The organism is Citrobacter sp. Cb080 (assembly GCF_030334745.1).
Taxonomy (GTDB): Bacteria; Pseudomonadota; Gammaproteobacteria; order Enterobacterales; family Enterobacteriaceae; genus Citrobacter; species Citrobacter braakii.
Genome location: NZ_JAOWDG010000063.1, coordinates 108198 through 131842, shown reverse-complemented (window position 1 = coordinate 131842; position 23645 = coordinate 108198). Strand labels below are relative to the sequence as shown.

21 protein-coding genes are annotated in these 23645 nt (G+C 52.9%); 11 read left to right on the top strand and 10 right to left on the bottom strand.

All coding sequences use genetic code 11. The features are described 5' to 3' along the window. The first annotated feature begins 125 nt into the window (after nucleotides 1-125). The 3 genes from OGV38_RS11840 to OGV38_RS11830 are packed head-to-tail and all read left to right on the top strand — an operon-like array spanning nucleotide 126 to nucleotide 1470. A complete protein-coding gene (locus OGV38_RS11840) occupies nucleotides 126-737 on the top strand; it encodes a tail assembly protein (RefSeq protein WP_275143810.1) in 612 nt (203 codons plus the stop codon). Continuing rightward, nucleotides 734-1084, top strand: coding sequence for a hypothetical protein (locus OGV38_RS11835; RefSeq protein ID WP_286473335.1), 351 nt, complete (start codon nucleotides 734-736; stop codon nucleotides 1082-1084). The genes OGV38_RS11840 and OGV38_RS11835 overlap by 4 nt, the downstream gene beginning before the upstream one ends. 50 nt (nucleotides 1085-1134) lie before the next feature. After that, complete coding sequence (locus OGV38_RS11830; RefSeq protein ID WP_071698762.1) at nucleotides 1135-1470, top strand: lipoprotein; 336 nt, start codon at nucleotides 1135-1137, stop codon at nucleotides 1468-1470. Between the two features lie 242 nt (nucleotides 1471-1712). Here the strand turns inward: OGV38_RS11830 and fis are convergent, their stop codons facing one another. From fis to acuI, 10 genes are all read right to left on the bottom strand, one after another. Next, nucleotides 1713-2009 (bottom strand): DNA-binding transcriptional regulator Fis, encoded by a 297-nt coding sequence (gene fis / locus OGV38_RS11825; protein WP_000462905.1) that lies wholly within the window; start codon nucleotides 2007-2009, stop codon nucleotides 1713-1715. Between the two features lie 25 nt (nucleotides 2010-2034). Continuing rightward, nucleotides 2035-3000 (bottom strand): tRNA dihydrouridine synthase DusB, encoded by a 966-nt coding sequence (gene dusB / locus OGV38_RS11820; RefSeq protein ID WP_003025224.1) that lies wholly within the window; start codon nucleotides 2998-3000, stop codon nucleotides 2035-2037. Nucleotides 3001-3360: 360 nt separating this feature from the next. Continuing rightward, complete coding sequence (gene prmA / locus OGV38_RS11815; RefSeq protein ID WP_016154723.1) at nucleotides 3361-4242, bottom strand: 50S ribosomal protein L11 methyltransferase; 882 nt, start codon at nucleotides 4240-4242, stop codon at nucleotides 3361-3363. 12 nt (nucleotides 4243-4254) lie between these two features. Continuing rightward, nucleotides 4255-5706 (bottom strand): sodium/pantothenate symporter, encoded by a 1452-nt coding sequence (gene panF / locus OGV38_RS11810; protein WP_016157593.1) that lies wholly within the window; start codon nucleotides 5704-5706, stop codon nucleotides 4255-4257. Continuing rightward, nucleotides 5696-5938, bottom strand: a complete 243-nt coding sequence (locus tag OGV38_RS11805; RefSeq protein WP_016154721.1) for a YhdT family protein — start codon at nucleotides 5936-5938, stop codon at nucleotides 5696-5698. The genes panF and OGV38_RS11805 overlap by 11 nt, the downstream gene beginning before the upstream one ends. Before the next feature lie 107 nt (nucleotides 5939-6045). Next, nucleotides 6046-7395 (bottom strand): acetyl-CoA carboxylase biotin carboxylase subunit, encoded by a 1350-nt coding sequence (gene accC / locus OGV38_RS11800; protein ID WP_003828838.1) that lies wholly within the window; start codon nucleotides 7393-7395, stop codon nucleotides 6046-6048. Nucleotides 7396-7405: 10 nt separating this feature from the next. Further along, entirely contained in the window at nucleotides 7406-7876 is a 471-nt protein-coding gene (accB, locus tag OGV38_RS11795) for an acetyl-CoA carboxylase biotin carboxyl carrier protein (RefSeq protein ID WP_003025210.1), read from the bottom strand. Between the two features lie 392 nt (nucleotides 7877-8268). Continuing rightward, on the bottom strand, nucleotides 8269-8868 hold the full coding sequence (gene msrQ / locus OGV38_RS11790; protein ID WP_103284294.1) for a protein-methionine-sulfoxide reductase heme-binding subunit MsrQ: 600 nt from the start codon (nucleotides 8866-8868) through the stop codon (nucleotides 8269-8271). Further along, complete coding sequence (gene msrP, locus OGV38_RS11785; RefSeq protein WP_016157591.1) at nucleotides 8869-9873, bottom strand: protein-methionine-sulfoxide reductase catalytic subunit MsrP; 1005 nt, start codon at nucleotides 9871-9873, stop codon at nucleotides 8869-8871. It abuts the gene before it with no gap. A gap of 119 nt (nucleotides 9874-9992) precedes the next feature. Next, entirely contained in the window at nucleotides 9993-10967 is a 975-nt protein-coding gene (acuI, locus tag OGV38_RS11780; protein WP_047413938.1) for an acrylyl-CoA reductase (NADPH), read from the bottom strand. Nucleotides 10968-11192: 225 nt separating this feature from the next. Between acuI and csrD the strand changes: the two genes are divergently transcribed. The 8 genes from csrD to tldD all read left to right on the top strand — a co-directional run bounded on the left by csrD (nucleotide 11193) and on the right by tldD (nucleotide 23626). Next, nucleotides 11193-13133: an RNase E specificity factor CsrD gene (csrD, locus tag OGV38_RS11775; RefSeq protein WP_016154717.1), complete on the top strand. Its 1941-nt coding sequence runs from the start codon at nucleotides 11193-11195 to the stop codon at nucleotides 13131-13133. 306 nt (nucleotides 13134-13439) lie between these two features. Beyond that, entirely contained in the window at nucleotides 13440-14483 is a 1044-nt protein-coding gene (gene mreB / locus OGV38_RS11770; protein ID WP_000913396.1) for a rod shape-determining protein MreB, read from the top strand. 64 nt (nucleotides 14484-14547) lie between these two features. After that, on the top strand, nucleotides 14548-15570 hold the full coding sequence (gene mreC / locus OGV38_RS11765) for a rod shape-determining protein MreC (RefSeq protein WP_016154716.1): 1023 nt from the start codon (nucleotides 14548-14550) through the stop codon (nucleotides 15568-15570). Beyond that, nucleotides 15571-16059, top strand: coding sequence for a rod shape-determining protein MreD (gene mreD, locus OGV38_RS11760; protein ID WP_003025196.1), 489 nt, complete (start codon nucleotides 15571-15573; stop codon nucleotides 16057-16059). Nucleotides 16060-16066: 7 nt separating this feature from the next. Beyond that, the gene (locus OGV38_RS11755) at nucleotides 16067-16660 is read left to right on the top strand and encodes a Maf family protein (protein ID WP_016154715.1); all 594 of its coding nucleotides are present in this window, start codon (nucleotides 16067-16069) and stop codon (nucleotides 16658-16660) included. After that, a complete protein-coding gene (gene rng / locus OGV38_RS11750) occupies nucleotides 16650-18119 on the top strand; it encodes a ribonuclease G (RefSeq protein ID WP_003828822.1) in 1470 nt (489 codons plus the stop codon). Before OGV38_RS11755 ends, rng begins: the two co-directional genes overlap by 11 nt. A gap of 114 nt (nucleotides 18120-18233) precedes the next feature. Then, on the top strand, nucleotides 18234-22034 hold the full coding sequence (gene yhdP / locus OGV38_RS11745) for an AsmA2 domain-containing protein YhdP (RefSeq protein WP_269519066.1): 3801 nt from the start codon (nucleotides 18234-18236) through the stop codon (nucleotides 22032-22034). A gap of 146 nt (nucleotides 22035-22180) precedes the next feature. Continuing rightward, nucleotides 22181-23626: a metalloprotease TldD gene (gene tldD / locus OGV38_RS11740; protein ID WP_019077799.1), complete on the top strand. Its 1446-nt coding sequence runs from the start codon at nucleotides 22181-22183 to the stop codon at nucleotides 23624-23626. Nucleotides 23627-23645 lie beyond the last annotated feature (19 nt).

Sequence of the window (23645 nt, the reverse complement as noted above, 5' to 3'; positions counted from 1 at the left end):
TCTTCTTCGGTGTAACTATATGTTTTTAATGAAAACACCATCTAAAAAGAAAGGAAATGGTAAGCGCTATTTTGAGCTAAAAAAAGCCTAACCGTTTCCTTTCTCCAAAATTAACTGAGGCGGCTATGAATCCATGTGCAGAAGTCATGACAACTATCAAACTGAGTGGTCCTCTGATCAGATTATTTGGCCGGGAGCACCAGCGAGTGATTAGCACACCGCGAGAGGTATTTCGAGCGCTGTCAGTTACACTCCCCGGCTTTGAAAAATACATGAACACCAGTAAAGCCAGAGGACAGACATTCGCAATCTTCGTTGATAAGAAAAATATTACTGAAGACGATCTCGATTTCCCAAGCTGTGGCCGAACTATTCGAATTGTTCCGGTCATTATGGGGAGTAAGCGTGCTGGTGTTCTGCAAACCATTCTTGGCGCCGTCCTGGTGGTTGTTGGTGTTCTTGGGTCAACGATAGGGCAAGCATGGGGCGGTGGTGTATGGGGGCCGGCAGCATGGAAGATTGGGGCAGCAATGATGGTGGGTGGTGTTGCTCAGATGTTATCACCTCAACCGTCGGGGCTTGCCAGTAAGCAAAGTGCAGATAACCGCGCTTCATATGCTTTTGGTGGCGTAACGAACACAACCGCCCAGGGTAATCCCGTTCCGCTGGCTTATGGAAAACGCCGTATCGGTGGTGCCATCATTTCGGCGGGCATCTATGTGGAGGATCAGCTTTGACAAATCAGGTGCAACTCTGGCCAGAAGGTGAGGTATTTACCCGAGAGGTATTGATACCGACAAAATACGAGCCATTTCCGGTAGAGGTAACTTACATCGTTCCTCCTTTCGATAATGTTGTCGAGACATGGCAGAATAAAGACCCGGAGAAGGCTTACGCTCTGTTTAGACAGTTCATTGTTGACTGGGATAAGCAGGACAAACTCACCGACGAAATGCTAATGTGCTTTCTGACAGCTTACCCGGGTACAGATGAAGCTATTTTTGCAGGTTGGGGTGAGCATATGAAGTCGCTACTGGAGAAAAATCAAGAGTCATTTATCCATTCGCCAAACACTATCAATTAAGCCTGCAAACTCGTTATACGGTTGGATTCAAATATTAAGTAGGGGATGAAGTGAGAAAGATAATAACCTTGTTTGTTGCATCTATTTTGCTGGCTGGTTGTTCAGTCGAAACGATTACAAATAAACCACCAATTTTTACTGGAAAAAGTCAAAAAAAACCAGCTGAGGTGGTTCGCTGTTTAGCACCAAAGATGTCAGATTTGAACCCATCAGCTACAACGATGGAGACTGAAACGGGCTACAGAATAGTGGTAACCGTTTCTGATGTTGGAGCTTCAGTTGTTGCCCTTGTGAATGCTGATGGTGATGGTTCTGAGGTCAAAATGCACGCCTTTACTGCTGGGTATGGAAATCCATGGGGCAAGATGGCAATGGCCTGTTTGTGAAAAATGATAGGAATAGGAAAAATGAGCCTGGTTTATACCGGGCTTTTTTACTTCAAGATAGCCAGCCTTAGCATTTTACTTTTTGTCTCTTCCATAAATCCCTCAGTCAAAGCCTGTTATTGCATGATAGTGTTCATTGTTGTTCGTGCTTTGGTGCAGTCAGTGGTGCAGTCAGTTTAATAAAAAAGGCGCTTCCCCATGCCGAGTAGCGCCTTTTAAAACAAACATTTAACTGATTAGTATCAGTTCATGCCGTATTTTTTCAGTTTTTTACGCAGCGTACCACGGTTGATGCCCATCATCAGGGCAGCACGGGTCTGGTTACCGCGGGTGTATTGCATCACCATGTCCAACAGGGGCTGTTCTACTTCAGCCAGTACCAGCTCATAGAGATCGTTAACATCCTGACCATTCAATTGAGCAAAATAGTTCTTCAGTGCCTGTTTAACCGAGTCACGCAGGGGCTTTTGAGTTACCTGATCCTGAGAGTTAACGGTAGAAACGGTCAGTACGTCAGAATTTACGCGTTGTTCGAACATAGTTCTGTCAGCTCTTTATTTCTGTTTACGCAAAATTTTCGAAGTATGCCTCCAACGCCGCCAGCTGTTCGCTGGAATCTTCAATGGCGTTGAATGTGCGCCGAAACTGGTCATCCGGAGCGTGTTCCTGGAGATACCAGGATACGTGTTTACGCGCAATTCGGTACCCTTTTGCCTGACCATAAAAGTCGTGCAGTTCCCGAACGTGCGCACAAAGCAAGCGCTTCACCTCTGCCAGAGGCAGCGGGGGCAGCAGCTCCCCAGTGTCCAGATAATGCTGGATTTCCCGAAAGATCCAGGGTCTTCCCTGAGCTGCACGTCCTATCATCAGGGCATCCGCCCCCGTATAGTCGAGTACAGCTCTGGCTTTATGCGGGTCAGTAATGTCGCCATTCGCGATAATCGGAATGGAAACTTTCTGCTTAACTGCCCGAATACTGTCGTACTCAGCATCTCCATTGAACAAACAGGCGCGGGTGCGTCCATGAATGGTCAGAGCCTGAATGCCACAGTCTTCAGCCAGTTGGGCAATCTCTACGCAGTTACGGTGTTCCGGAGCCCAGCCGGTGCGAATCTTGAGTGTGACAGGAACGTCCACTGCATTGACGACCTCGGTTAGTATTGATTTCACTAGATCCGGGTACTGCAAGAGGGCTGAACCTGCGAGCTTGCGATTCACTTTTTTAGCCGGACACCCCATATTGATATCAATAATCTGGGCGCCGCTTTCCACGTTAATACGTGCGGCATCGGCCATCTCAACAGGGTCGCTACCGGCAATTTGCACCGTGCGAATTCCTGGCTCATCAACGTGCACCATCCGTAAACGAGACTTGTCACTTTCCCAAACCTGCGGGTTAGAAGACATCATCTCGGATACCGTCAATCCTGCTCCCATCTCATAGCACAGCGTCCTGAATGGTCTGTCAGTGATGCCAGCCATAGGTGCTGCGATCAGGCGATTTCTGAGCTGGTATTGTCCGATGCGCATGAGTTAAGAAATGACCATACTGTGACTGCAAGGCGGCGTATATTACGCATTTTTCGCACGAGATGAAAGGCCAAACTTTGACCAATCCACTGAGGTGGATCAATGAATTGCTGGTTAAGTACACAGTTTCAAATTAAAATCTTTAATAATCAGTTTGATACGTGGTTGTGCTAATTTTTCATCCGTTTATAAATTCCGAAAACTTCTCTTTTTTTATTACGGCCAGCCTCAGGTTATCAGGATAAAAAGCTGTTTTTGTGAGCAAATAGTGGCTTTGTAATGCGATCTCGCTCTCATTTCCGCAAATCCTTTTGCGAAAAAAAGAGCGATTATTGCGTTACCAACGGTAACGAGAGGGGATTATTTTTTCTGACCGGTAATGCGGCACCACTCTTCTTTCTCGATAACCGGATCGAGCGTAAAGAGTTCGGCATAGGCCTCACAGACGCTTTCCGCCTGGCTGGCAAGAATGCCAGAAAGCCCCAGTAAACCGCCCTCAACGGGCAGTACGCTGATTAACGGTGCCAGTTCACGTAATGGGCCTGCGAGGATGTTTGCGACCACCACGTCGGCTTTCATCGCCTCTGGCTGGTCTTTCGGCAGATAAAGCTCCAGACGCTCAGAAACGCCATTACGCTGGGCGTTATCACGGCTGGCCTGAATTGCTTGCGGATCGATGTCTACGCCGATGGCTTTTGCCGCACCCAGCTTCAGTGCCGCAATGGCAAGAATGCCGGAGCCGCAGCCAAAGTCGATAACCGTTTTGCCGTTAAGATCGAGACCGTCCAGCCATTGCAGACATAGGGAGGTGGTGGGGTGAGTGCCGGTACCAAACGCCAGACCCGGGTCCAGCATCACGTTGACGGCATTCTCATCCGGGACATCGCGCCAGCTTGGGCAAATCCACAAACGTTCACCAAAGCGCATCGGGTGGAAGTTATCCATCCATTCGCGTTCCCAGTCTTTGTCTTCGAGCTGTTCGATTTTATGCGCGAAGCCTGCACCCAGCAGCGGATGCTGCTCCAGGATGGCAACCACTTCTTTCATGTCGGTTTCTGCATCGAACAAGCCGATAACGTCGGTATCTCCCCACAGGCGAGTCTCGCCCGGCAGAGGCTCAAATACCGGCGTATCATGCGTGTCCTGGAAAGTAATGGAAACGGAGCCCGCTTCCATCAGCGCATCGCTCAACTCTTCAGCGTTGGCACCGGTCGTGTTCAGTTTCAGTTGGATCCATGGCATGGCAAAACTCTTTTATTTATCAGTAGTCAATATGGCGGCTTGCGGGACGGCAGAACCGAAACGGTTGCCGATCAGGAAAGCCAGCAAGCTTATCAGTAACGAGGGCACAATCGGGTGGAAACCCAGGTACTGAATGTTAAATGTAGCGAGTACGGCATAAAGAACGCCGCCGATAATCATCGCGCTCAAAGCGCCCGCCGCGTTTGCCCGCTCCCAGTACAGGCCCAGTACCAGCGGCCACAGGAAGACAGCTTCCAGCCCGCCAAACGCCAGCAGGTTAAGCCAGATAATCATTTCTGGCGGTTTCCAGGCGGCCAGTAGCAGTAACGCGCCGAGCAACAGGGTAATCACTGCCGACATGCGCTTCAGCCGGGTTTCGTTTTTCAGCTGTTCCGGACGCAGGTTCAGGTACAGATCCTTAATGATCGTAGCGGAACTTTGCAGCAATTGGGCATTGATCGTCGACATGATCGCGGCCATGGGGGCCGCGAGGAAGATCCCAGCAGCTACCGGCGGCAACACTTTGACCATTAGCGTAGGGATAACCAGATCCGGCACTGTCAGATCAGGGATCACCGCACGCCCCAACGCACCCGCCAGATGCATACCAAACATCAGGATTGCCACTACGATGGTGCCGATGATAATGCCGCGGTGTACAGCTTTGCTGTCTTTATAAGAGATGCAGCGTACTGCTGTATGCGGCAGCCCAATTACGCCAAAGCACACCAGTACCCAGAATGAGGTCATGAACGTGGGTGACAGAATGTCATCCGCGCCTTGCGGCGAGACCAGTTTAGGGTCGATAGTTTGCAGGGTTACCACCGCATTGCTGAGGCCACCGGCAGCATGAACGACGCCGACCAGCAGAACAATAGTACCAATCAGCATCACCATACCCTGCATGGTGTCGTTCAGTACGCTGGCGCGAAAACCGCCGAACGCCGTATACAATGCGATACTGACGCCAAAAATAAGCAGACCGGTTTCGTAAGGTATACCTGCAGCGGTTTCAAGCAAACGTGCGCCGCCAATAAACTGTACGGTCATTGCTCCGACAAACGCGACCAGCAGGCTAAGGCTTGCCAGCCACACAAGCAGGCGACTCTGGTAGCGGGCAAACAGCATATCGTTGAGGGTAACGGCATTATAACGGCGCGCCAGAATCGCGAATTTCTTACCAAGAATCCCCAGAGAAAGCCAAACGGCGGGCAACTGGATCATCGCCAGCAGCACCCATCCCAGCCCGTATTTGTAAGCGGCGCCAGGACCGCCAATAAACGAGCTGGCGCTAATGTAGGTTGCCGTTAGCGTCATGGCTAATACGACCCCGCCCATCGAGCGGCTGCCGAGGAAATATTCATTCAGGAAAGTGCCGGTCGATCTCTTACGCATGGCGTAAACGGAAAGACCGAAGACCACCAACAGATAGGCGACCAGCGGCAAAATAACTTCAAGCTGCATCGTCATCCTCCAACGGAATGTCGCGATAGATAAACTTCACCATCGCCCAGCACAGCACGATGAAAACCAGCGGCGTTAGCAGGCAGGCCATTTCGAACCAGTGTGGTAAGCCGGTAAAACCGAGCGTGGAATCTGGTAAGTAAGCGGCCACTAACCATGTGGCAAGATATAAAAGGGTCAGCCACAGCGCCCAGCGCGCCTCTTTATGGGCCTGAACAAAACGAGCGTCCATTTTTTGTCCCTTGTGGATAAAGAAAGCGGGGATTGTACCTTATGGCACGTGCGGGAGGGGAGAAAAACAAAAGGCCGGAATTTCCGGCCTTTTCAGTTAACGCACGCTTACTTTTCCTGAAGTCCGAGTTTTTTCTCCAGATAGTGGATATTGGTTCCACCGTGCTGGAAATGCTCGTCATTCATGATGCGGATCTGCAGATCAACGTTGGTTTTGATACCGTCGATGATCAGTTCCTGCAATGCGTTTTTCATACGGGCGATCGCTACGTCGCGGTTTTCGCCATAGCAGATCAGCTTACCGATCATTGAGTCATAGTACGGAGGTACGGTGTAGCCTGCGTAAATATGAGACTCCCAGCGCACACCAAAGCCACCCGGCGCGTGGAAACGCGTGATTTTACCCGGGCTTGGCAGGAAGGTGTTCGGGTCTTCGGCGTTGATACGGCATTCTACCGCATGGCCTTTAACCACAACTTCATCCTGCTTGATGGACAGCGGTTGTCCCGCAGCGATGCGCAGCTGCTCTTTGATCAGGTCAACGCCGGTGATCATTTCGGTTACCGGGTGTTCAACCTGAATACGGGTGTTCATTTCAATGAAGTAGAACTCGCCGTTTTCGAACAGGAACTCGAAAGTACCTGCCCCGCGATAGCCGATATCAACGCACGCTTTGGCGCAACGCTCGCCGATGTAGCGACGCAGTTCCGGAGTAATGCCCGGTGCTGGTGCTTCTTCGACGACTTTCTGGTGACGACGTTGCATGGAGCAGTCACGTTCTGCCAGATAAATCGCGTTACCCTGACCGTCCGCCAGCACCTGAATTTCGATGTGGCGTGGGTTTTCCAGGTACTTCTCCATGTAAACCATGTCGTTGTTGAAAGCCGCTTTCGCTTCCGCTTTGGTCATGGAGATGGATTGTGCCAGTTCGGCATCGCTGCGCACGACGCGCATACCGCGACCGCCGCCGCCGCCGGAGGCTTTGATAATAACTGGATAACCGATGCGCTTCGCATGAGCGCGGTTAGCGTCCATGTCGTCGCCCAGCGGGCCGTCAGAGCCTGGGACTGTTGGTACGCCAGCTTTCTTCATCGCGGTAATTGCGGACACTTTGTCGCCCATCAGGCGGATGGTGTCGGCTTTCGGGCCGATGAAGATAAAGCCGGAACGTTCTACCTGTTCAGCAAAGTTGGCATTCTCAGAGAGGAAGCCATAGCCCGGGTGAATTGCCACTGCGCCAGTGATTTCAGCAGCGCTAATGATAGCCGGGATGTTCAGATAGCTTTTTACGGACGGAGCCGGGCCAATACAGACCGTCTCATCCGCCAGCAATACGTGTTTTAAATCGCGATCCGCGCTTGAATGCACAGCGACAGTCTTGATGCCCAGCTCTTTACAGGCACGCAGAATACGCAGGGCGATCTCACCGCGGTTGGCGATAACAATTTTATCCAACATGTTCGCCTCGTTATTCGATGACGACCAGCGGCTCGTCAAATTCTACCGGTTGACCGCTTTCTACCAGAATCGCTTTCACTACGCCGGATTTGTCGGCTTCGATCTGGTTCATCATTTTCATGGCTTCAACGATGCACAGGGTATCGCCCGCATTCACTTTCTGGCCGATTTCGATGAACGCTTTCGCATCTGGGCTCGGGGTGCGGTAGAACGTACCAACCATTGGGGAGCGTACGATGTGACCACTGATTTCCGCTGCTGCCGGAGCTTCCATACTTGGAGAGGCAGTTTGTGCGACAGCGTTAGACAAAGCTGGCTGCTGCATCACTGGTGCAGCATAAGCCTGTTGCATCATTGGAAAACTTGCAGCTGGCGCCGCACGGCTGATGCGTACAGACTCTTCGCCTTCAGAAATTTCCAGTTCGGAGATGCCTGATTCTTCAACCAGCTCGATCAGTTTTTTAATCTTACGAATATCCATGAGTGGGTTCCGTACTCTTTGTTTAGTGAGATTGTGACAAGCGTTTTACCGCCGTCTGTATAGCATTTTTATAACAGTGAGTGACAAGATGCCACGCATCTCAGGCATTGCACTGGGTGCGGTTGCCATTAAGTGAGATTGCCAGACTTGTTAGTCATTGTGCGGCTATCTTCTGCCATTTTCGGGTAAAAGACAAAATATACCTTCAACATGCGAATGTCACCCTTTCAGCGCTCTAAAAACGCTACCGGGGATAGCAAAGTCGCACATTATAACTATTTCGTAGCAATTGGCAGCTAAATACTGGTCTTATCAGGGAAGATAATCAACCGTTAACATGTAAAGAAAATCGGATCGTCCACATTTTGTAACGCACTGCACATAACGTGAAACTACCGCCACCACTGGCGAAACTTCTTGTAACGGCAGGCTAACAACACCACAGCGAGTGCTGCATAAATAATCGGTTGAGGGGAGATAATTTTTACCGACCACAGATAATGTATGGGTGCCAGGATCGCCACAAGATAGACGAAGTTGTGCAAATACTGCCAATTTTTGCCCAGTTTTCGCTGAGCCGACTGGGTGGAGGTTAACGTGAGGGCGAATAATATGCCCCAACTGGTAATGCCCAGCATCAAATAAGGTCGCGTGATTAATTCCCGTCCTAACAGCGCCAGATTATGAATGCCCAGTTCCAGGAGTGCGTAGCTGGTTAAATGCAACGTTGCCCAGGCGAAACACCATAGCCCTAACAGGCGCCGTGTGCGTATCAATAATGGCTGTTTAGCGTAGCGCGCAAGGGGAGAGACCAGCAAGGTCGCCAGCAAGAATTTCAGAGCTGTCCTACCGGTAAAGTGCTGGATATCTTTGACCGGGTCTGCGCTCAGACCACCGTGATTCACCGCCCAAAATAGCCAGACAAACGGTAAAAAACCGGCAAGATGCAGGCAAACTTTCAGTCCGGTAATGTGCTTTGCAGTCAGGCGCACTTAAAAATTCTCCTGCAGATTAAGACCACGGTACAGCGAAGCGACCTCGTCGGCGTAACCATTAAACAGCAGCGTGGGTTGGCGCTGAACGTCCAGAATACCGCCTGCGCCAATAAAACGCTCAGTGGCCTGGGACCAGCGCGGGTGATCGACATGCGGATTTACGTTGGCATAAAATCCATATTCATTGGGGGCGGCCAGGTTCCAGGTTGTCGGGGGGCGTTCGCGGGTTAGTTTAATACTCACGATCGACTTAATACCTTTAAATCCGTATTTCCACGGCACAATTAAGCGAATGGGCGCGCCATTTTGTGGAGGAAGAGCTTTTCCATAAACCCCCACGGTAAGCAGAGTGAGCGGATGCATAGCTTCATCCAGACGCAGTCCTTCAACATAGGGATACTTCAGCCCGCCGCCAATAAAGCGATCTTTTTGTCCGGGCATTTCATCCGGTGCGTAGATCGTTTCGAAGGCGACATATTTTGCGTTGCTGGTGGGTTCAACCTGCGCCAGCAGTTTATGTAACGGAAAACCAATCCACGGCACGACCATTGACCAGGCTTCCACACAGCGCATCCGGTAAATCCGTTCTTCCAGTGGGAAACGGGCAGTCAGCGCATCGTGATCGAGGGTGAGTGGTTTTGCCACCTCACCACTGATTTTTAACGTCCACGGATCGGTTTTCAGACTGCCAGCATTGGCTGCCGGATCCGCTTTATCGAGACCGAACTCATAGAAGTTGTTGTAGCCAGAAACTTTATCCGCCGGCGTTAAAGGAAGCGAATTTTGCCAGGCGGCGGGTTTACTGAAATCAAGCGGCTTACCCGCGGGCGCGGGCGGGCGGTCATTCCCCTTAAACCAGCTAAGAAGGTCAGCCTGCGCAGAGAGGGGGAAAGACAACGCGGCGGCGCTGATCCCTAATGCTTTCAGTACCTGGCGGCGTTGCATAAAAAAAGCCGACTCGTCAGTGACGTCGGCTTCTGTAAATGGACGTAATTTCTTCATAACAGACTCCCGGCTTACGCGTCATAACTGACAGGGGACGCGTAGTTAATATGGCAGGGAGTCTGTAGATATGCCGCGAAATTTCGTTAATTAAGTGTAAATTTCTGCGCCAGAGCTTGTTACTTCACCTTCACCAGCGTACGACCTTGCACCTGGTTATTGATGATGGCATCGGCAAACTTCGGCGCATCTGCCAGCGTAATCTCCGTGGCGGCCTGAGCATAGAAAGAGTCCGGTAGATCCTTAACCAGACGCGCCCAGGCTTCTGCCCGGCGTGCTGGCGGGGTCATCACCGAGTCCACCCCTTGCAAACGAACGTTACGCAGAATAAATGGCATCACCGTCGTTGGCAGAGCGAAACCGCCAGCCAGGCCGCAGGCAGCAACGCAGCCACCGTAGTTCATCTGTGCCAGGACTTTTGCCAGAACTTTGTCGCCAACGGTATCAACCGCACCAGCCCACAGCTGTTTTTCCAACGGGCGAGATTCAGCAAATTCATCGCGGCTAAGGATACGGTCAGCGCCCAGGCTCTTCAGGTAGTCGTGAGTGCTTTCGCGACCCGAAACCGCCGCAACCTGATAACCCAGCTTATGCAGTAACGCCACGGCCGTGCTGCCCACGCCGCCGCTGGCGCCGGTGACGACAATCTCACCGTCTTGCGGGCGAATACCTGCATCTTCAAGCGCCATGACGCACAGCATGGCGGTAAAGCCAGCGGTCCCGATGACCATGGCTTTACGTCCGTCCAGCCCTTGTGGCAGCGCAACCAGCCAGTCGCCTTTCACGCGTGCGCGTTCGGCCAGTCCACCCCAATGATTTTCACCCACGCCCCAGCCGGTCAGTAAAACTTCCTGACCGGCATGAAAACGGGGATCTTCGCTTGTGCGCACGGTACCGGCGAAATCGATACCAGGAATCATCGGAAAATTGCGAATGATTTTACCCTTGCCGGTGATAGCCAGGGCGTCTTTATAGTTCAGGCTTGACCAGTGGACATCCACCGTCACATCGCCTTCCGGTAGCTGATTTTCGTCGAGGGGTTGAACGGATGCGAGGGTTTTTCCGTCCTGCTGTTCTAAGATCAAAGCCTGCATAACCTGTCCTCAATTCGTATAGTGGATTGGAAAATTATTAATGAAGACTATACTCGCTAATCAAAACATGATGCCGATTCCGCGCAATAAATTGCCAGATATACCTAATTTGGTAGTATGCCCACACTGTTTGTATAAATGGACGGATTTTGCGTTCAGTTTTGCATTTTCGCGCCGCTTTATCACTTTCATGCCTGTTTCATAACTGTCGGAGTTAACACAAGGATGCGATTAACGACGAAATTTTCAGCTTTTGTGACGCTGCTTACAGGGTTAACGATCTTCGTAACTCTGATCGGCTGCTCGCTGAGTTTCTATAACGCGATTCAATATAAGTTCACCACCCGTGTTCAGGCGGTGGCGACGGCGATTGATACGCACCTTGTCTCCCGCGATGTCGTTGCGCTAACCCCGCAAATCGATGAACTGATGGTTTCGGTTGATATCGTGCGCGTCGAACTGCTACAGGGCGAACACGTGGTGTATGACCACTCCCGAACCAGCAGCTACCGCCCGGCGGGGACGAACAATCTGTATCGTGATGTTACCGTCCCGTTGGTCAAACACCCGGGCATGTCGCTGCGTCTGGTTTATCAGGATCCAATGGGCAACTATTTCCATTCGCTGATGACTACCGCGCCGCTCACGTTGGCGATTGCTTTCATTATACTGATGCTCTTTTTGTCTGTGCGCTGGCTTCAGCGTCAGCTTTCAGGTCAAGAGTTGCTGGAGATTCGTTCAACGCGCATTCTTAACGGCGAACGTGGACCGAACGTGCGGGGGACTGTTTATGAATGGCCTGCGCGTACCAGTAGCGCGCTCGATATGCTGCTGACCGAAATTCAAAGTGCCCGCGAGCAACGTAGCCGACTGGATACGCTGATTCGTTCCTATGTGGCGCAGGATACAAAAACCGGGCTAAGCAACCGCCTGTTCTTTGATAACCAACTGGCAACGCTGCTGGAAGATCAGGAAAAAGTGGGATCGCATGGCGTCGTGATGATGGTACGCCTGCCGGACTTTACGCTGCTGCGCGATAGCTGGGGAATTACCCTTGCTGAAGAACAAATTTCAACGCTAATCAATTTGTTGTCGACTTTTATGACGCGCTATCCGGGCGCGTTGCTGGCGCGCTACCACCGTAGCGATTTTGCCATCCTGTTGCCACACCGCACGCTGAAAGAGGCGGAAAGTATTGCCGGGCAATTATTAAAAGCGGTAGATGCGCTTCCGGCTAATAAAATGATCGACCGTGCCGATATGGTTCATATTGGCATTTGTGTTTGCCGCAGCGGTCAGTCGACGGAACAAGTGATGGATCACGCCGAAGCCGCCACGCGGAACTCGGTATTGCAGGGTGGGAACAGCTGGTCGGTCTATGATGACTCACTACCGGAAAAAGGTCGGGGTAACGTACGCTGGCGAACGCTGATCGAACAGATGCTCAGCCGGGGTGGACCCAGAATTTATCAAAAGCCTGCGGTAACCCGTGAAGGACGGGTGCACCACCGGGAGCTGATGTGCCGTATTTTTGATGGCAGCGAAGAGGTTATTTCGGCGGAATATATGCCGATGGTCCTGCAGTTTGGCCTGGCTGAAGAATATGACCGTCTGCAAATCAGCCGTCTGATCTTACTGTTGGGCTATTGGCCGCAGGAAAACCTGGCGATGCAGACAACGGTTGAATCGCTAATTCGCCCACGTTTTCAGCGCTGGCTACGTGATACGCTGATGCAGTGCGAAAAATCATTACGCAAACGCATAATTATTGAACTTGCTGAGGCAGATGTCTGTCAACATATCAGCCGGTTACAGCCCGTCATCAGATTGATGAATGCGCTGGGTGTGCGAATTGCCGTTACGCAGGCGGGTTTAACGCTGGTGAGCACCAGTTGGATCAAAGAGCTTAACGTTGAGTTATTGAAGCTGCATCCAAGCCTGGTGAGGAATATTGATAAGCGAACCGAAAACCAGCTCCTGGTGCAAAGCCTGGTGGAGGCTTGTTCTGGAACACCAACGCAGGTTTACGCCACGGGCGTTCGTTCGCGTAGCGAGTGGCATACGCTGACGGAACGCGGAGTTGCGGGTGGGCAAGGGGATTTTTTTGCCGCATCACAGCCACTTGACACTAACGTGAAAAAATATTCGCAAAGATACTCGGTTTAACCTGCCGTTTAATTCGTTTTCACGTAGAATAACGCGCGCTGTGCCTTCTGGGGGCGTGCTTGTCTGCTCGCCAGGTTGTAACAGCAAACATGCAGGTGAATGACCTTTGACAGGTTGCAAACAAAAGCGAGGAGTGCTGCTGATTTATTCAGCCCTGATGGACTCAGGCCGATTTTGTAACAAAGGAAACGAACTGCACTAATTTTCACCGTAGCAGATGATTTTTGCGCCTTGTCGCTGCTGCGTGTGGTTGGTAAAGTAAGCGGATTTTGTTTTCCGCCCCAGCTTTCAGGATTATCCCTTAGTATGTTGAAAAAATTTCGTGGCATGTTTTCCAATGACCTGTCCATTGACCTGGGTACCGCGAATACCCTTATTTATGTAAAAGGACAAGGCATCGTATTGAATGAGCCTTCTGTTGTGGCCATTCGTCAGGATCGTGCCGGCTCGCCAAAAAGCGTAGCCGCAGTGGGCCATGACGCGAAGCAGATGCTGGGTCGTACACCGGGCAATATCGCTGCCATTCGCCCAATGAAAGACGGCGTTATCGCTGACTTCTTCGTGACTGAAAAAATGCTCCAGCACTTTATCAAACAAGTGCACAGCAATAGCTTCATGCGCCCAAGCCCGCGCGTACTGGTATGTGTACCGGTTGGAGCAACTCAGGTTGAACGCCGCGCGATCCGTGAATCCGCCCAGGGCGCAGGTGCCCGTGAAGTATTCCTGATCGAAGAGCCGATGGCGGCTGCGATCGGGGCGGGTCTGCCAGTTTCTGAAGCAACCGGTTCTATGGTTGTGGATATCGGTGGTGGTACAACTGAAGTTGCCGTTATCTCCCTGAACGGCGTGGTTTACTCCTCTTCTGTACGTATTGGCGGCGACCGCTTCGACGAAGCCATCATTAATTATGTTCGTCGTAACTACGGTTCTCTGATCGGTGAAGCCACCGCAGAACGTATTAAACACGAAATCGGTTCCGCTTATCCGGGCGACGAAGTGCGCGAGATCGAAGTTCGCGGCCGTAACCTGGCAGAAGGTGTTCCACGTGGCTTTACCCTGAACTCCAACGAGATTCTGGAAGCCCTGCAGGAACCGCTGACCGGTATCGTGAGTGCGGTGATGGTTGCACTGGAACAGTGTCCGCCAGAACTGGCGTCTGACATCTCCGAACGCGGCATGGTACTGACCGGTGGCGGTGCTCTGCTGCGTAACCTTGACCGTCTGTTAATGGAAGAAACCGGTATTCCAGTTGTTGTTGCTGAAGATCCGCTGACCTGCGTGGCGCGCGGTGGCGGCAAGGCGCTGGAAATGATCGATATGCACGGCGGCGACCTGTTCAGCGAAGAGTAATCGGATGCAGGTAGGGTAGCCCGCGGGTTGCCCTTCCGCTCTGATACGAGAATACGCATAGACTATGAAGCCAATTTTTAGCCGTGGCCCGTCGCTACAGATTCGCCTTATTCTGGCGGTGCTGGTGGCGCTCGGCGTTATTATTGCCGACAGCCGCCTGGGTACGTTTAGTCAAATACGAACGTACATGGATACCGCCGTCAGTCCTTTCTACTTTATCTCAAATGGTCCTCGTGAATTACTCGACGGCGTTTCGCAAACGCTGGCTTCTCGTGACCAACTCGAACTTGAAAATCGGGCGTTGCGTCAGGAACTGCTGCTGAAAAACAGCGAGCTGCTGATGCTGGGGCAATATAAACAGGAGAACGCGCGTTTGCGTGAGCTGCTGGGATCGCCGCTGCGTCAGGACGAACAAAAGATGGTGACGCAGGTCATCTCGACGGTTAATGACCCTTACAGCGATCAGGTGGTGATCGACAAAGGGAGCGTTAACGGTGTCTACGAAGGTCAGCCGGTTATTAGCGACAAAGGCGTTGTGGGTCAGGTCGTAGCGGTGGCTAAACTGACCAGCCGCGTGCTGCTGATTTGCGATGCGACGCATGCTCTGCCCATTCAGGTACTGCGTAACGATATCCGCGTGATCGCTGCCGGTAACGGCTGCACCGACGATCTTCAGCTCGAACACCTGCCGGCCAACACCGACATTCGCGTTGGCGATGTGCTGGTTACCTCGGGTCTGGGGGGACGTTTCCCTGAAGGCTATCCGGTTGGTGTTGTTTCTTCCGTTAAGCTGGACACTCAGCGCGCTTATACCGTGATTCAGGCACGCCCGACCGCGGGTCTGCAGCGTCTGCGTTATCTGCTGCTGTTGTGGGGCGCCGATCGTAACGGCGCAAATCCGATGACGCCAGAGGAAGTGCACCGCGTTGCCAATGAACGTCTGATGCAAATGATGCCGCAAGTTCTGCCTGCACCAGATGCCATGGGGCCGCCTGCGCCAGTGCCAGCTCCCGCAACAGGCGTGACTCCAGCGCCTGCGGGCACCACGCCGCCACAACCTGCTCCGCGTAAGCCGGGAGGACAGTAAGTGGCAAGCTATCGTAGCCAGGGACGTTGGGTGATTTGGCTCTCGTTCCTTATTGCACTGTTGCTGCAAGTCATGCCCTGGCCGGACGATATTCTGGTTTTCCGGCCAAACTGGGTACTGCTCATCTTGTTGTACTGGATCCTGGCGCTGCCGCATCGCGTAAATGTGGGTACGGGGTTTGTGGTGGGTGCCATACTGGATCTCATCAGCGGCTCCACGCTTGGCGTGCGCGCATTGTCGATGAGTATCATTGCTTATCTGGTCGCGCTGAAATTCCAGCTATTCCGTAACCTCGCGCTCTGGCAACAGGCGCTGGTGGTCATGTTGTTATCACTGGTCGTGGATATTATTGTTTTCTGGGCCGAGTTTTTAGTGATCAATGTCTCTTTCAGACCCGAAGTGTTCTGGAGTAGTGTAGTGAATGGTGTGCTTTGGCCATGGCTATTCTTACTGATGCGTAAAGTCCGTCAGCAGTTTGCGGTGCAATAAGGTTGATATGAATACTCTGTATCTTGCTTCTGGTTCTCCACGTCGTCAGGAGCTGCTCGCTCAGCTTGGTGTTACCTTTGAACGGCTGGTGCCTGGGATTGAAGAACAGCGACACCCGCAGGAGAGCGCGCAGCAGTATGTTTCGCGTCTGGCACGCGAAAAAGCGCAGGCTGGCGTGGCGCTGGCGCAGCGTGATTTGCCTGTATTGGGTGCGGATACCATTGTTATCCTTAATGGCGAAGTGCTGGAAAAACCACACGACGTCGCCCATGCCGCAGCAATGCTGCGCAAACTGTCGGGTAAAACGCATCAGGTCATGACCGCCGTGGCATTGGCCGACCGCCGGCACAGTCTGGACTGTCTGGTGGTGACGGATGTGACGTTCAGAGCACTAACCGATGAGGACATCGCGGGCTATGTTGCCAGCGGTGAACCAATGGATAAAGCAGGTGCATACGGTATTCAAGGGTTGGGTGGCTGTTTTGTCAGGAAGATCAATGGCAGCTATCACGCCGTAGTCGGCTTACCGCTGGTAGAAACGTATGAGTTGCTGACCAATTTTAACGCACTGCGTGAGAAAAGGGATAAACATGACGGCTGAATTGTTGGTAAACGTAACGCCATCGGAAACTCGGGTGGCTTACATTGATGGCGGTATTCTGCAGGAAATTCATATTGAACGTGAGGCGCGACGCGGAATCGTAGGCAATATCTACAAAGGTCGTGTAAGTCGTGTACTTCCGGGTATGCAGGCGGCTTTTGTAGATATTGGACTGGATAAAGCCGCATTTCTTCACGCTTCAGACATCATGCCGCACACCGAATGCGTGGCGGGTGAAGAACAAAAACAGTTCACCGTGCGCGACATTTCTGAACTGGTGCGCCAGGGCCAGGATCTGATGGTGCAGGTGGTAAAAGATCCGTTGGGTACTAAGGGCGCACGCCTGACGACGGACATCACGCTTCCTTCCCGTTACCTCGTCTTTATGCCGGGTGCTTCGCACGTTGGCGTTTCCCAACGTATCGAAAGCGAAACCGAACGCGAACGCCTGAAAAAAGTGGTGGCGGATTACTGCGATGAACAGGGCGGATTCATCATTCGCACAGCGGCGGAAGGCGTCTGCGAGGAGGATCTGGCCTCGGATGCTGCCTACCTGAAGCGCGTCTGGACTAAAGTTATGGAGCGTAAAAAGCGCCCGCAAACGCGCTACCAGATGTACGGCGAACTGGCGCTGGCGCAGCGCGTGTTGCGTGATTTTGCCGATGCCCAGCTTGACCGGATCCGCGTTGACTCTCGTCTGACTTATGAAGCGTTGCTGGAGTTCACAGCGGAATATATCCCCGAGATGACCAGCAAGCTGGAACATTACAGCGGGCGCCAGCCCATTTTTGATCTCTTTGACGTTGAGAATGAAATCCAGCGCGCGCTGGAACGCAAGGTTGAACTGAAATCCGGCGGCTATCTGATCATCGATCAAACTGAAGCAATGACCACCGTCGATATCAATACCGGAGCGTTTGTTGGGCATCGTAATCTCGACGACACTATCTTTAATACTAATATTGAAGCAACACAGGCCATTGCTCGTCAGCTGCGTCTGCGTAACCTCGGCGGCATTATCATTATCGATTTTATCGACATGAATAATGAAGATCACCGTCGACGGGTACTGCACTCTCTGGAACAGGCGCTGAGCAAGGATCGCGTAAAAACCAGCATCAACGGTTTTTCTCAGCTGGGCCTGGTGGAGATGACGCGCAAACGCACACGTGAAAGCGTGGAACATGTGCTGTGCAACGAGTGTCCGACCTGTCATGGGCGCGGTACGGTGAAAACCGTGGAAACTGTATGCTATGAAATCATGCGCGAAATCGTGCGGGTACACCATGCATATGACTCCGATCGTTTCCTGGTTTATGCATCTCCGGCAGTGGCTGAAACCCTGAAGGGTGAAGAGTCACATGCGTTGGCGGAAGTGGAAATCTTTGTCGGCAAACAGGTTAAAGTACAAGTCGAACCGCTGTATAACCAGGAGCAGTTCGACGTTGTCATGATGTAATCTGGCCTGGTAAACGCCCAATGGCGATACCTTGCAGGCCGGAGAAGGCGTTCACGCCGCCATCCGGCAAGACGGTTTTGTGAGTCACATTTTTTGGTAGACAAGGAGAGGCGCGTGAGGCGATTGCCGGGGATATTACTGCTCACTGGAGCCGCATTCGTTGTCATCGCAGCGCTGCTGGTCAGTGGGCTGCGCCTTGCGCTGCCTCATCTTGATAGCTGGCGTCCGGCCATCCTTGGCAAGATTGAATCCGCCACCGGTCTGCCCGTCTCCGCCAGCCAACTTTCCGCTAGCTGGCAAAATTTCGGTCCTACTCTTGAAGCGCGCGATATCCATGCGCAGCTTAAAGATGGCGGTGAATTTTCGGTAAAGCGCGTCACATTAGCGCTGGATGTCTGGCAAAGCTTGCTGCACATGCGCTGGCAGTTTCGCGATCTCACCTTCTGGCAGTTGCAACTGCGTACCAATACCCCCATCCAGCGCAGCGAAAGCGGTGATGGAATTGAAGCCGGCCACCTGAGCGATCTCTTCCTGCGTCAGTTTGATCATTTCGATCTACGCGACAGCCAGATTAGCTTTTTAACCCTCTCAGGCCAGCGTGCAGAACTGGCGATCCCGCAGCTTACCTGGCTTAACGGTAAAAACCGACATCGCGCTGAAGGGCAGGTCAGTCTCTCCAGTCTGACCGGGCAGCACGGTGTTATGCAGGTGCGAATGGATCTGCGTGATGACAACGGGCTGTTGAATAACGGTCGGGTCTGGTTGCAGGCCGACGATATCGACGTCAAGCCGTGGCTGGGTAAATGGATGCAGGATAATGTCGCGTTGCAAACCGCGCGTTTTAGCCTGGAAGCATGGATGACGATCAGAAAAGGTGTCGTTTCCGGCGGCGATGTCTGGCTGAAAAAAGGTGGGGCAAGTTGGCTGGGAGAGAGTCGTACGCACACGCTCTCCGTCGATAACCTGACGGCGCACATCAGCCGCGAACAGTCGGGCTGGCAATTCTCCATTCCCGATACCCGTATCACGATGGATGATAAACCCTGGCCAAGCGGGGCGTTAACGCTGGCCTGGATCCCTGAACAGGAAGTCGGCGGCGAGAATAACAAACGCAGCGACGAGCTACGCATCCGCGCCAGCAATCTGGAGCTGGCCGGGTTAGAAGGGCTGCGTCCGATGGCGGCCAAGTTATCGCCTGCGCTGGGTGATATCTGGCGGGCCACGCAGCCGAGCGGCAAAATAGATGTGCTGGCGCTGGATATCCCGTTACAGGCAACAGAAAAAACCCGCTTCCAGTCCTCGTGGACCAATCTGGCCTGGAAACAGTGGAAGCTGCTGCCAGGGGCAGAGCATTTCTCCGGTACGCTTGCGGGCAGCGTTGAAAACGGGGCGCTCACTGCTTCCATGAAGCAAGCTAAAATGCCGTATGAAACCGTCTTTCGCGCACCGCTGGAAATAGAGGACGGCGTAGCGACGCTAAGCTGGCTGAAGAATGATAAAGGTTTCCAGTTAGATGGGCGCAACATTGATGTTAAAGCGAAAGCGGTACACGCACGCGGTGGTTTTCGCTATCTGCAGCCCGCCAATGATGAGCCATGGTTGGGCATTCTGGCAGGTATCAGCACCGACGATGGCTCTCAGGCCTGGCGTTACTTCCCGGAAAACCTGATGGGCAAAGAGCTGGTTGATTACCTCAGCGGCGCTATTCAGGGCGGCGAAGCGGATAACGCCACGTTGGTGTATGGCGGCGACCCGCATCTGTTCCCGTATCTACACAATGAAGGGCAGTTCCAGGTACTGGTGCCGCTTCGCAATGCGAAGTTTGCTTTCCAGCCCGACTGGCCCGCGCTGACTGACCTTAATATTGAACTGAACTTCATTAACGACGGTCTGTGGATGAAGACCGATAGCGTTAATCTGGGCGGTGTGAAGGCCAGTAATCTGACGGCTAACATCCCCGACTATGCCAAAGAAAAACTGCTGATTGATGCCGACATCAACGGGCCGGGCAAGGCGGTTGGACCTTATTTTGATGAGACGCCATTGAAGGATTCACTCGGCGCTACGCTTGAGCAGTTGCAGATTGACGGCGATGTGAATGCTCGCTTACATCTTGATATTCCGCTAGACGGCTCGCTGGTTACCGCCAAAGGTGACGTCAACCTGCGTAATAACAGCCTGTTTATTAAACCGCTCGACAGCACGCTGAAGAATTTGAATGGTAAATTCAGCTTTATCAACGGCGATCTGAAGAGCGAGCCGATGACCGCGAACTGGTTTAATCAGCCTCTGAACGTCGACTTTTCCACGACCGAAGGGGCGAAAGCCTATCAGGTAGCCGTGAATCTGCAAGGTGACTGGCAGCCAAGCCGCATGGGGATTTTACCGACGCAGGTCAACGACGCGTTGAATGGCAGCATAGCGTGGAATGGCAAGGTAGGAATCGATCTTCCGTATCATGCCGGGCCGACCTACAACGTTGAGTTAAAGGGCGACCTCAAGAATGTAAGTAGTCACTTACCTTCTCCGCTGAATAAGGCGGCCGGTGAGGCGTTGCCGGTGAACGTTAAGGCCAACGGCAATCTGCGCAGCTTTGATCTGACCGGCAACGCTGGCAGTAAAAATCATTTTAATAGCCGCTGGCTGCTGAATCAGAAACTGACGCTTGACCGCGCAAACTGGGCGTCGGAAAGCCGCACCGTGCCCGCGTTACCCGATCAACAAGGCATAGAGCTTAATCTTCCCCCTATGGATGGCGCGCAATGGCTGGCGTTATTCCAGAAAGGCGCTGTGGATAACGTGGGCAGCAACGCTAACTTCCCGCAGCGCATCACGGTGCGTACGCCATCGTTATCCCTGGGCGGTCAACAGTGGAATAATTTGAGTATCGTTTCTGAGCCTGCGAGCAATGGCTCCAGCGTGCAGGCGCAGGGCCGTGAAATTAACGCCACGCTGGCTATGCGCAATAATGCGCCGTGGCTGGCCAATATTAAGTATCTTTATTACAACCCAAGCGCGGCGATACCGTCACAGAATAGTACGTCAGCCTCGCCGTTCTCAGCCATCGACAACGTCAGTTTCCGTGGCTGGCCGGACCTTCAGCTGCGCTGTGCCGAGTGCTGGATGTGGGGACAAAAATACGGGCGCATTGACGCCGATGTAGCGATTAAAGGCGACACGCTCACCTTGAGTAACGGTCTGTTGGATACGGGTTTTGCCAGACTGACCACCGACGGCGTGTGGGTGAATGCGCCGGGCAAGGAGCGAACGTCGCTGAAGGGTAAACTGAGCGGCAATAAAATTGACTCCGCAGCCGGTTTCTTTGGCGTATCAACGCCGATTCGCAATTCTTCATTCAACGTGGAGTATGATCTGCATTGGCGTAATCCACCGTGGGATCCTGATGTAGCCTCGCTGAATGGTATTTTGCGTACCCGGCTGGGCAAAGGCGAACTTACCGAACTCAGTACCGGACATGCGGGGCAACTGTTACGTCTGCTAAGCTTCGATGCGTTACTGCGTAAACTGCGCTTTGATTTTAGCGACACCTTCAGCGAAGGCTTCTATTTCGACTCGATTCGCAGCACGGCGTGGATCAACGATGGCGTGATGCATACCGACGACACGCTGGTGGACGGTCTGGAAGCCGACATTGCGATGAAAGGTTCAGTGAACCTGGTACGCCGGGATCTGGACATGGAAGCCATTGTTGCACCAGAAATATCTGCCACCGTAGGCGTTGCCGCCGCGTTTGCCGTCAACCCGATTGTTGGTGCGGCGGTGTTTGCCGCCAGTAAGGTGCTGGGGCCGCTGTGGAGCAAAGTCTCGATTCTGCGCTATCGCATCACTGGTCCGGTCGATAAGCCGCAAATTAACGAAGTTCTGCGTCAGCCGCGCAAAGAAAGCCAGCAATGATTTGACGGGGGCGAGTAATTGCCCCAATCTCAGTACATAGTATTGCCGGATGGCGCAGCGCTTATCCGGCCTACAGCAGCCTAACAACGTAGGCCGGATAAGGCGTTTTTCCGCTATCCGGCAGAATTAAATGAGTAATCAAAACGATGAGTCTGAACCTGGTAAGTGAACAATTGCTAGCGGCAAATGGCCTGAAACATCAGGATCTGTTTGCCATCCTGGGCCAACTGGCCGAACGCCGTCTTGATTACGGCGATCTCTATTTTCAGTCGAGCTATCACGAATCCTGGGTTTTAGAAGACCGCATAATTAAAGATGGTTCTTACAATATCGATCAGGGCGTTGGCGTCCGCGCCATCAGCGGCGAGAAAACAGGGTTTGCCTATGCAGACCAGATTAGCCTGTTGGCGCTGGAACAAAGCGCTCATGCCGCGCGTACTATCGTGCGTGACAACGGTGACGGCAAAGTAAAAACGCTGGGGGCCGTGGAGCATCAGGCGCTTTACACCTCGGTTGATCCGTTGCAGAGCATGAGCCGTGAAGAAAAACTCGATATCCTGCGCCGCGTAGACAACGTGGCCCGTGCCACCGACAAACGCGTCCAGGAAGTGACCGCCAGCCTGACCGGTGTTTATGAACTGATCCTGGTGGCCGCGACTGATGGTACGCTGGCCGCCGACGTCCGCCCGCTGGTACGTTTGTCCGTAAGCGTACAGGTCGAAGAGGACGGTAAGCGTGAGCGCGGCGCCAGCGGTGGCGGCGGTCGTTTTGGCTATGACTATTTCCTTGGCGACCTTGATGGTGAAGTCCGTGCCGACGCGTGGGCGAAAGAGGCCGTACGCATGGCGTTAGTCAATCTGTCCGCGGTAGCAGCGCCTGCAGGTACGCTGCCGGTGGTACTCGGCGCTGGCTGGCCTGGCGTTCTGCTGCATGAAGCGGTCGGTCATGGTCTGGAAGGTGATTTTAACCGCCGTGGCACCTCGGTATTCAGCGGTCACATGGGTGAACTGGTGGCATCAGAACTGTGTACCGTTGTGGATGATGGCACAATGGCGGACCGTCGTGGTTCCGTGGCTATCGATGACGAAGGGACACCGGGTCAGTACAACGTGCTGATCGAAAACGGCATTCTGAAAGGCTACATGCAGGACAAACTGAATGCGCGCCTGATGGGCGTAGCGCCAACGGGTAACGGTCGCCGTGAATCTTACGCGCACCTGCCGATGCCACGTATGACCAACACCTATATGCTGCCAGGGAAATCCACGCCGCAGGAAATCATCGAATCCGTTGAATACGGTATTTATGCGCCTAACTTTGGCGGCGGTCAGGTGGATATCACCTCCGGGAAATTTGTATTCTCGACGTCCGAAGCGTATCTGATTGAAAACGGTAAAGTGACCAAACCGGTGAAAGGCGCAACGCTGATTGGCTCCGGTATCGAAGCGATGCAGCAGATTTCGATGGTGGGTAACGACCTGAAACTGGATAACGGGGTTGGCGTTTGCGGTAAAGAAGGACAGAGCTTGCCGGTGGGCGTGGGCCAGCCGACGCTGAAGGTGGATAACTTGACCGTAGGTGGCACCGCGTAACGACCCGGTCGCCGGATAG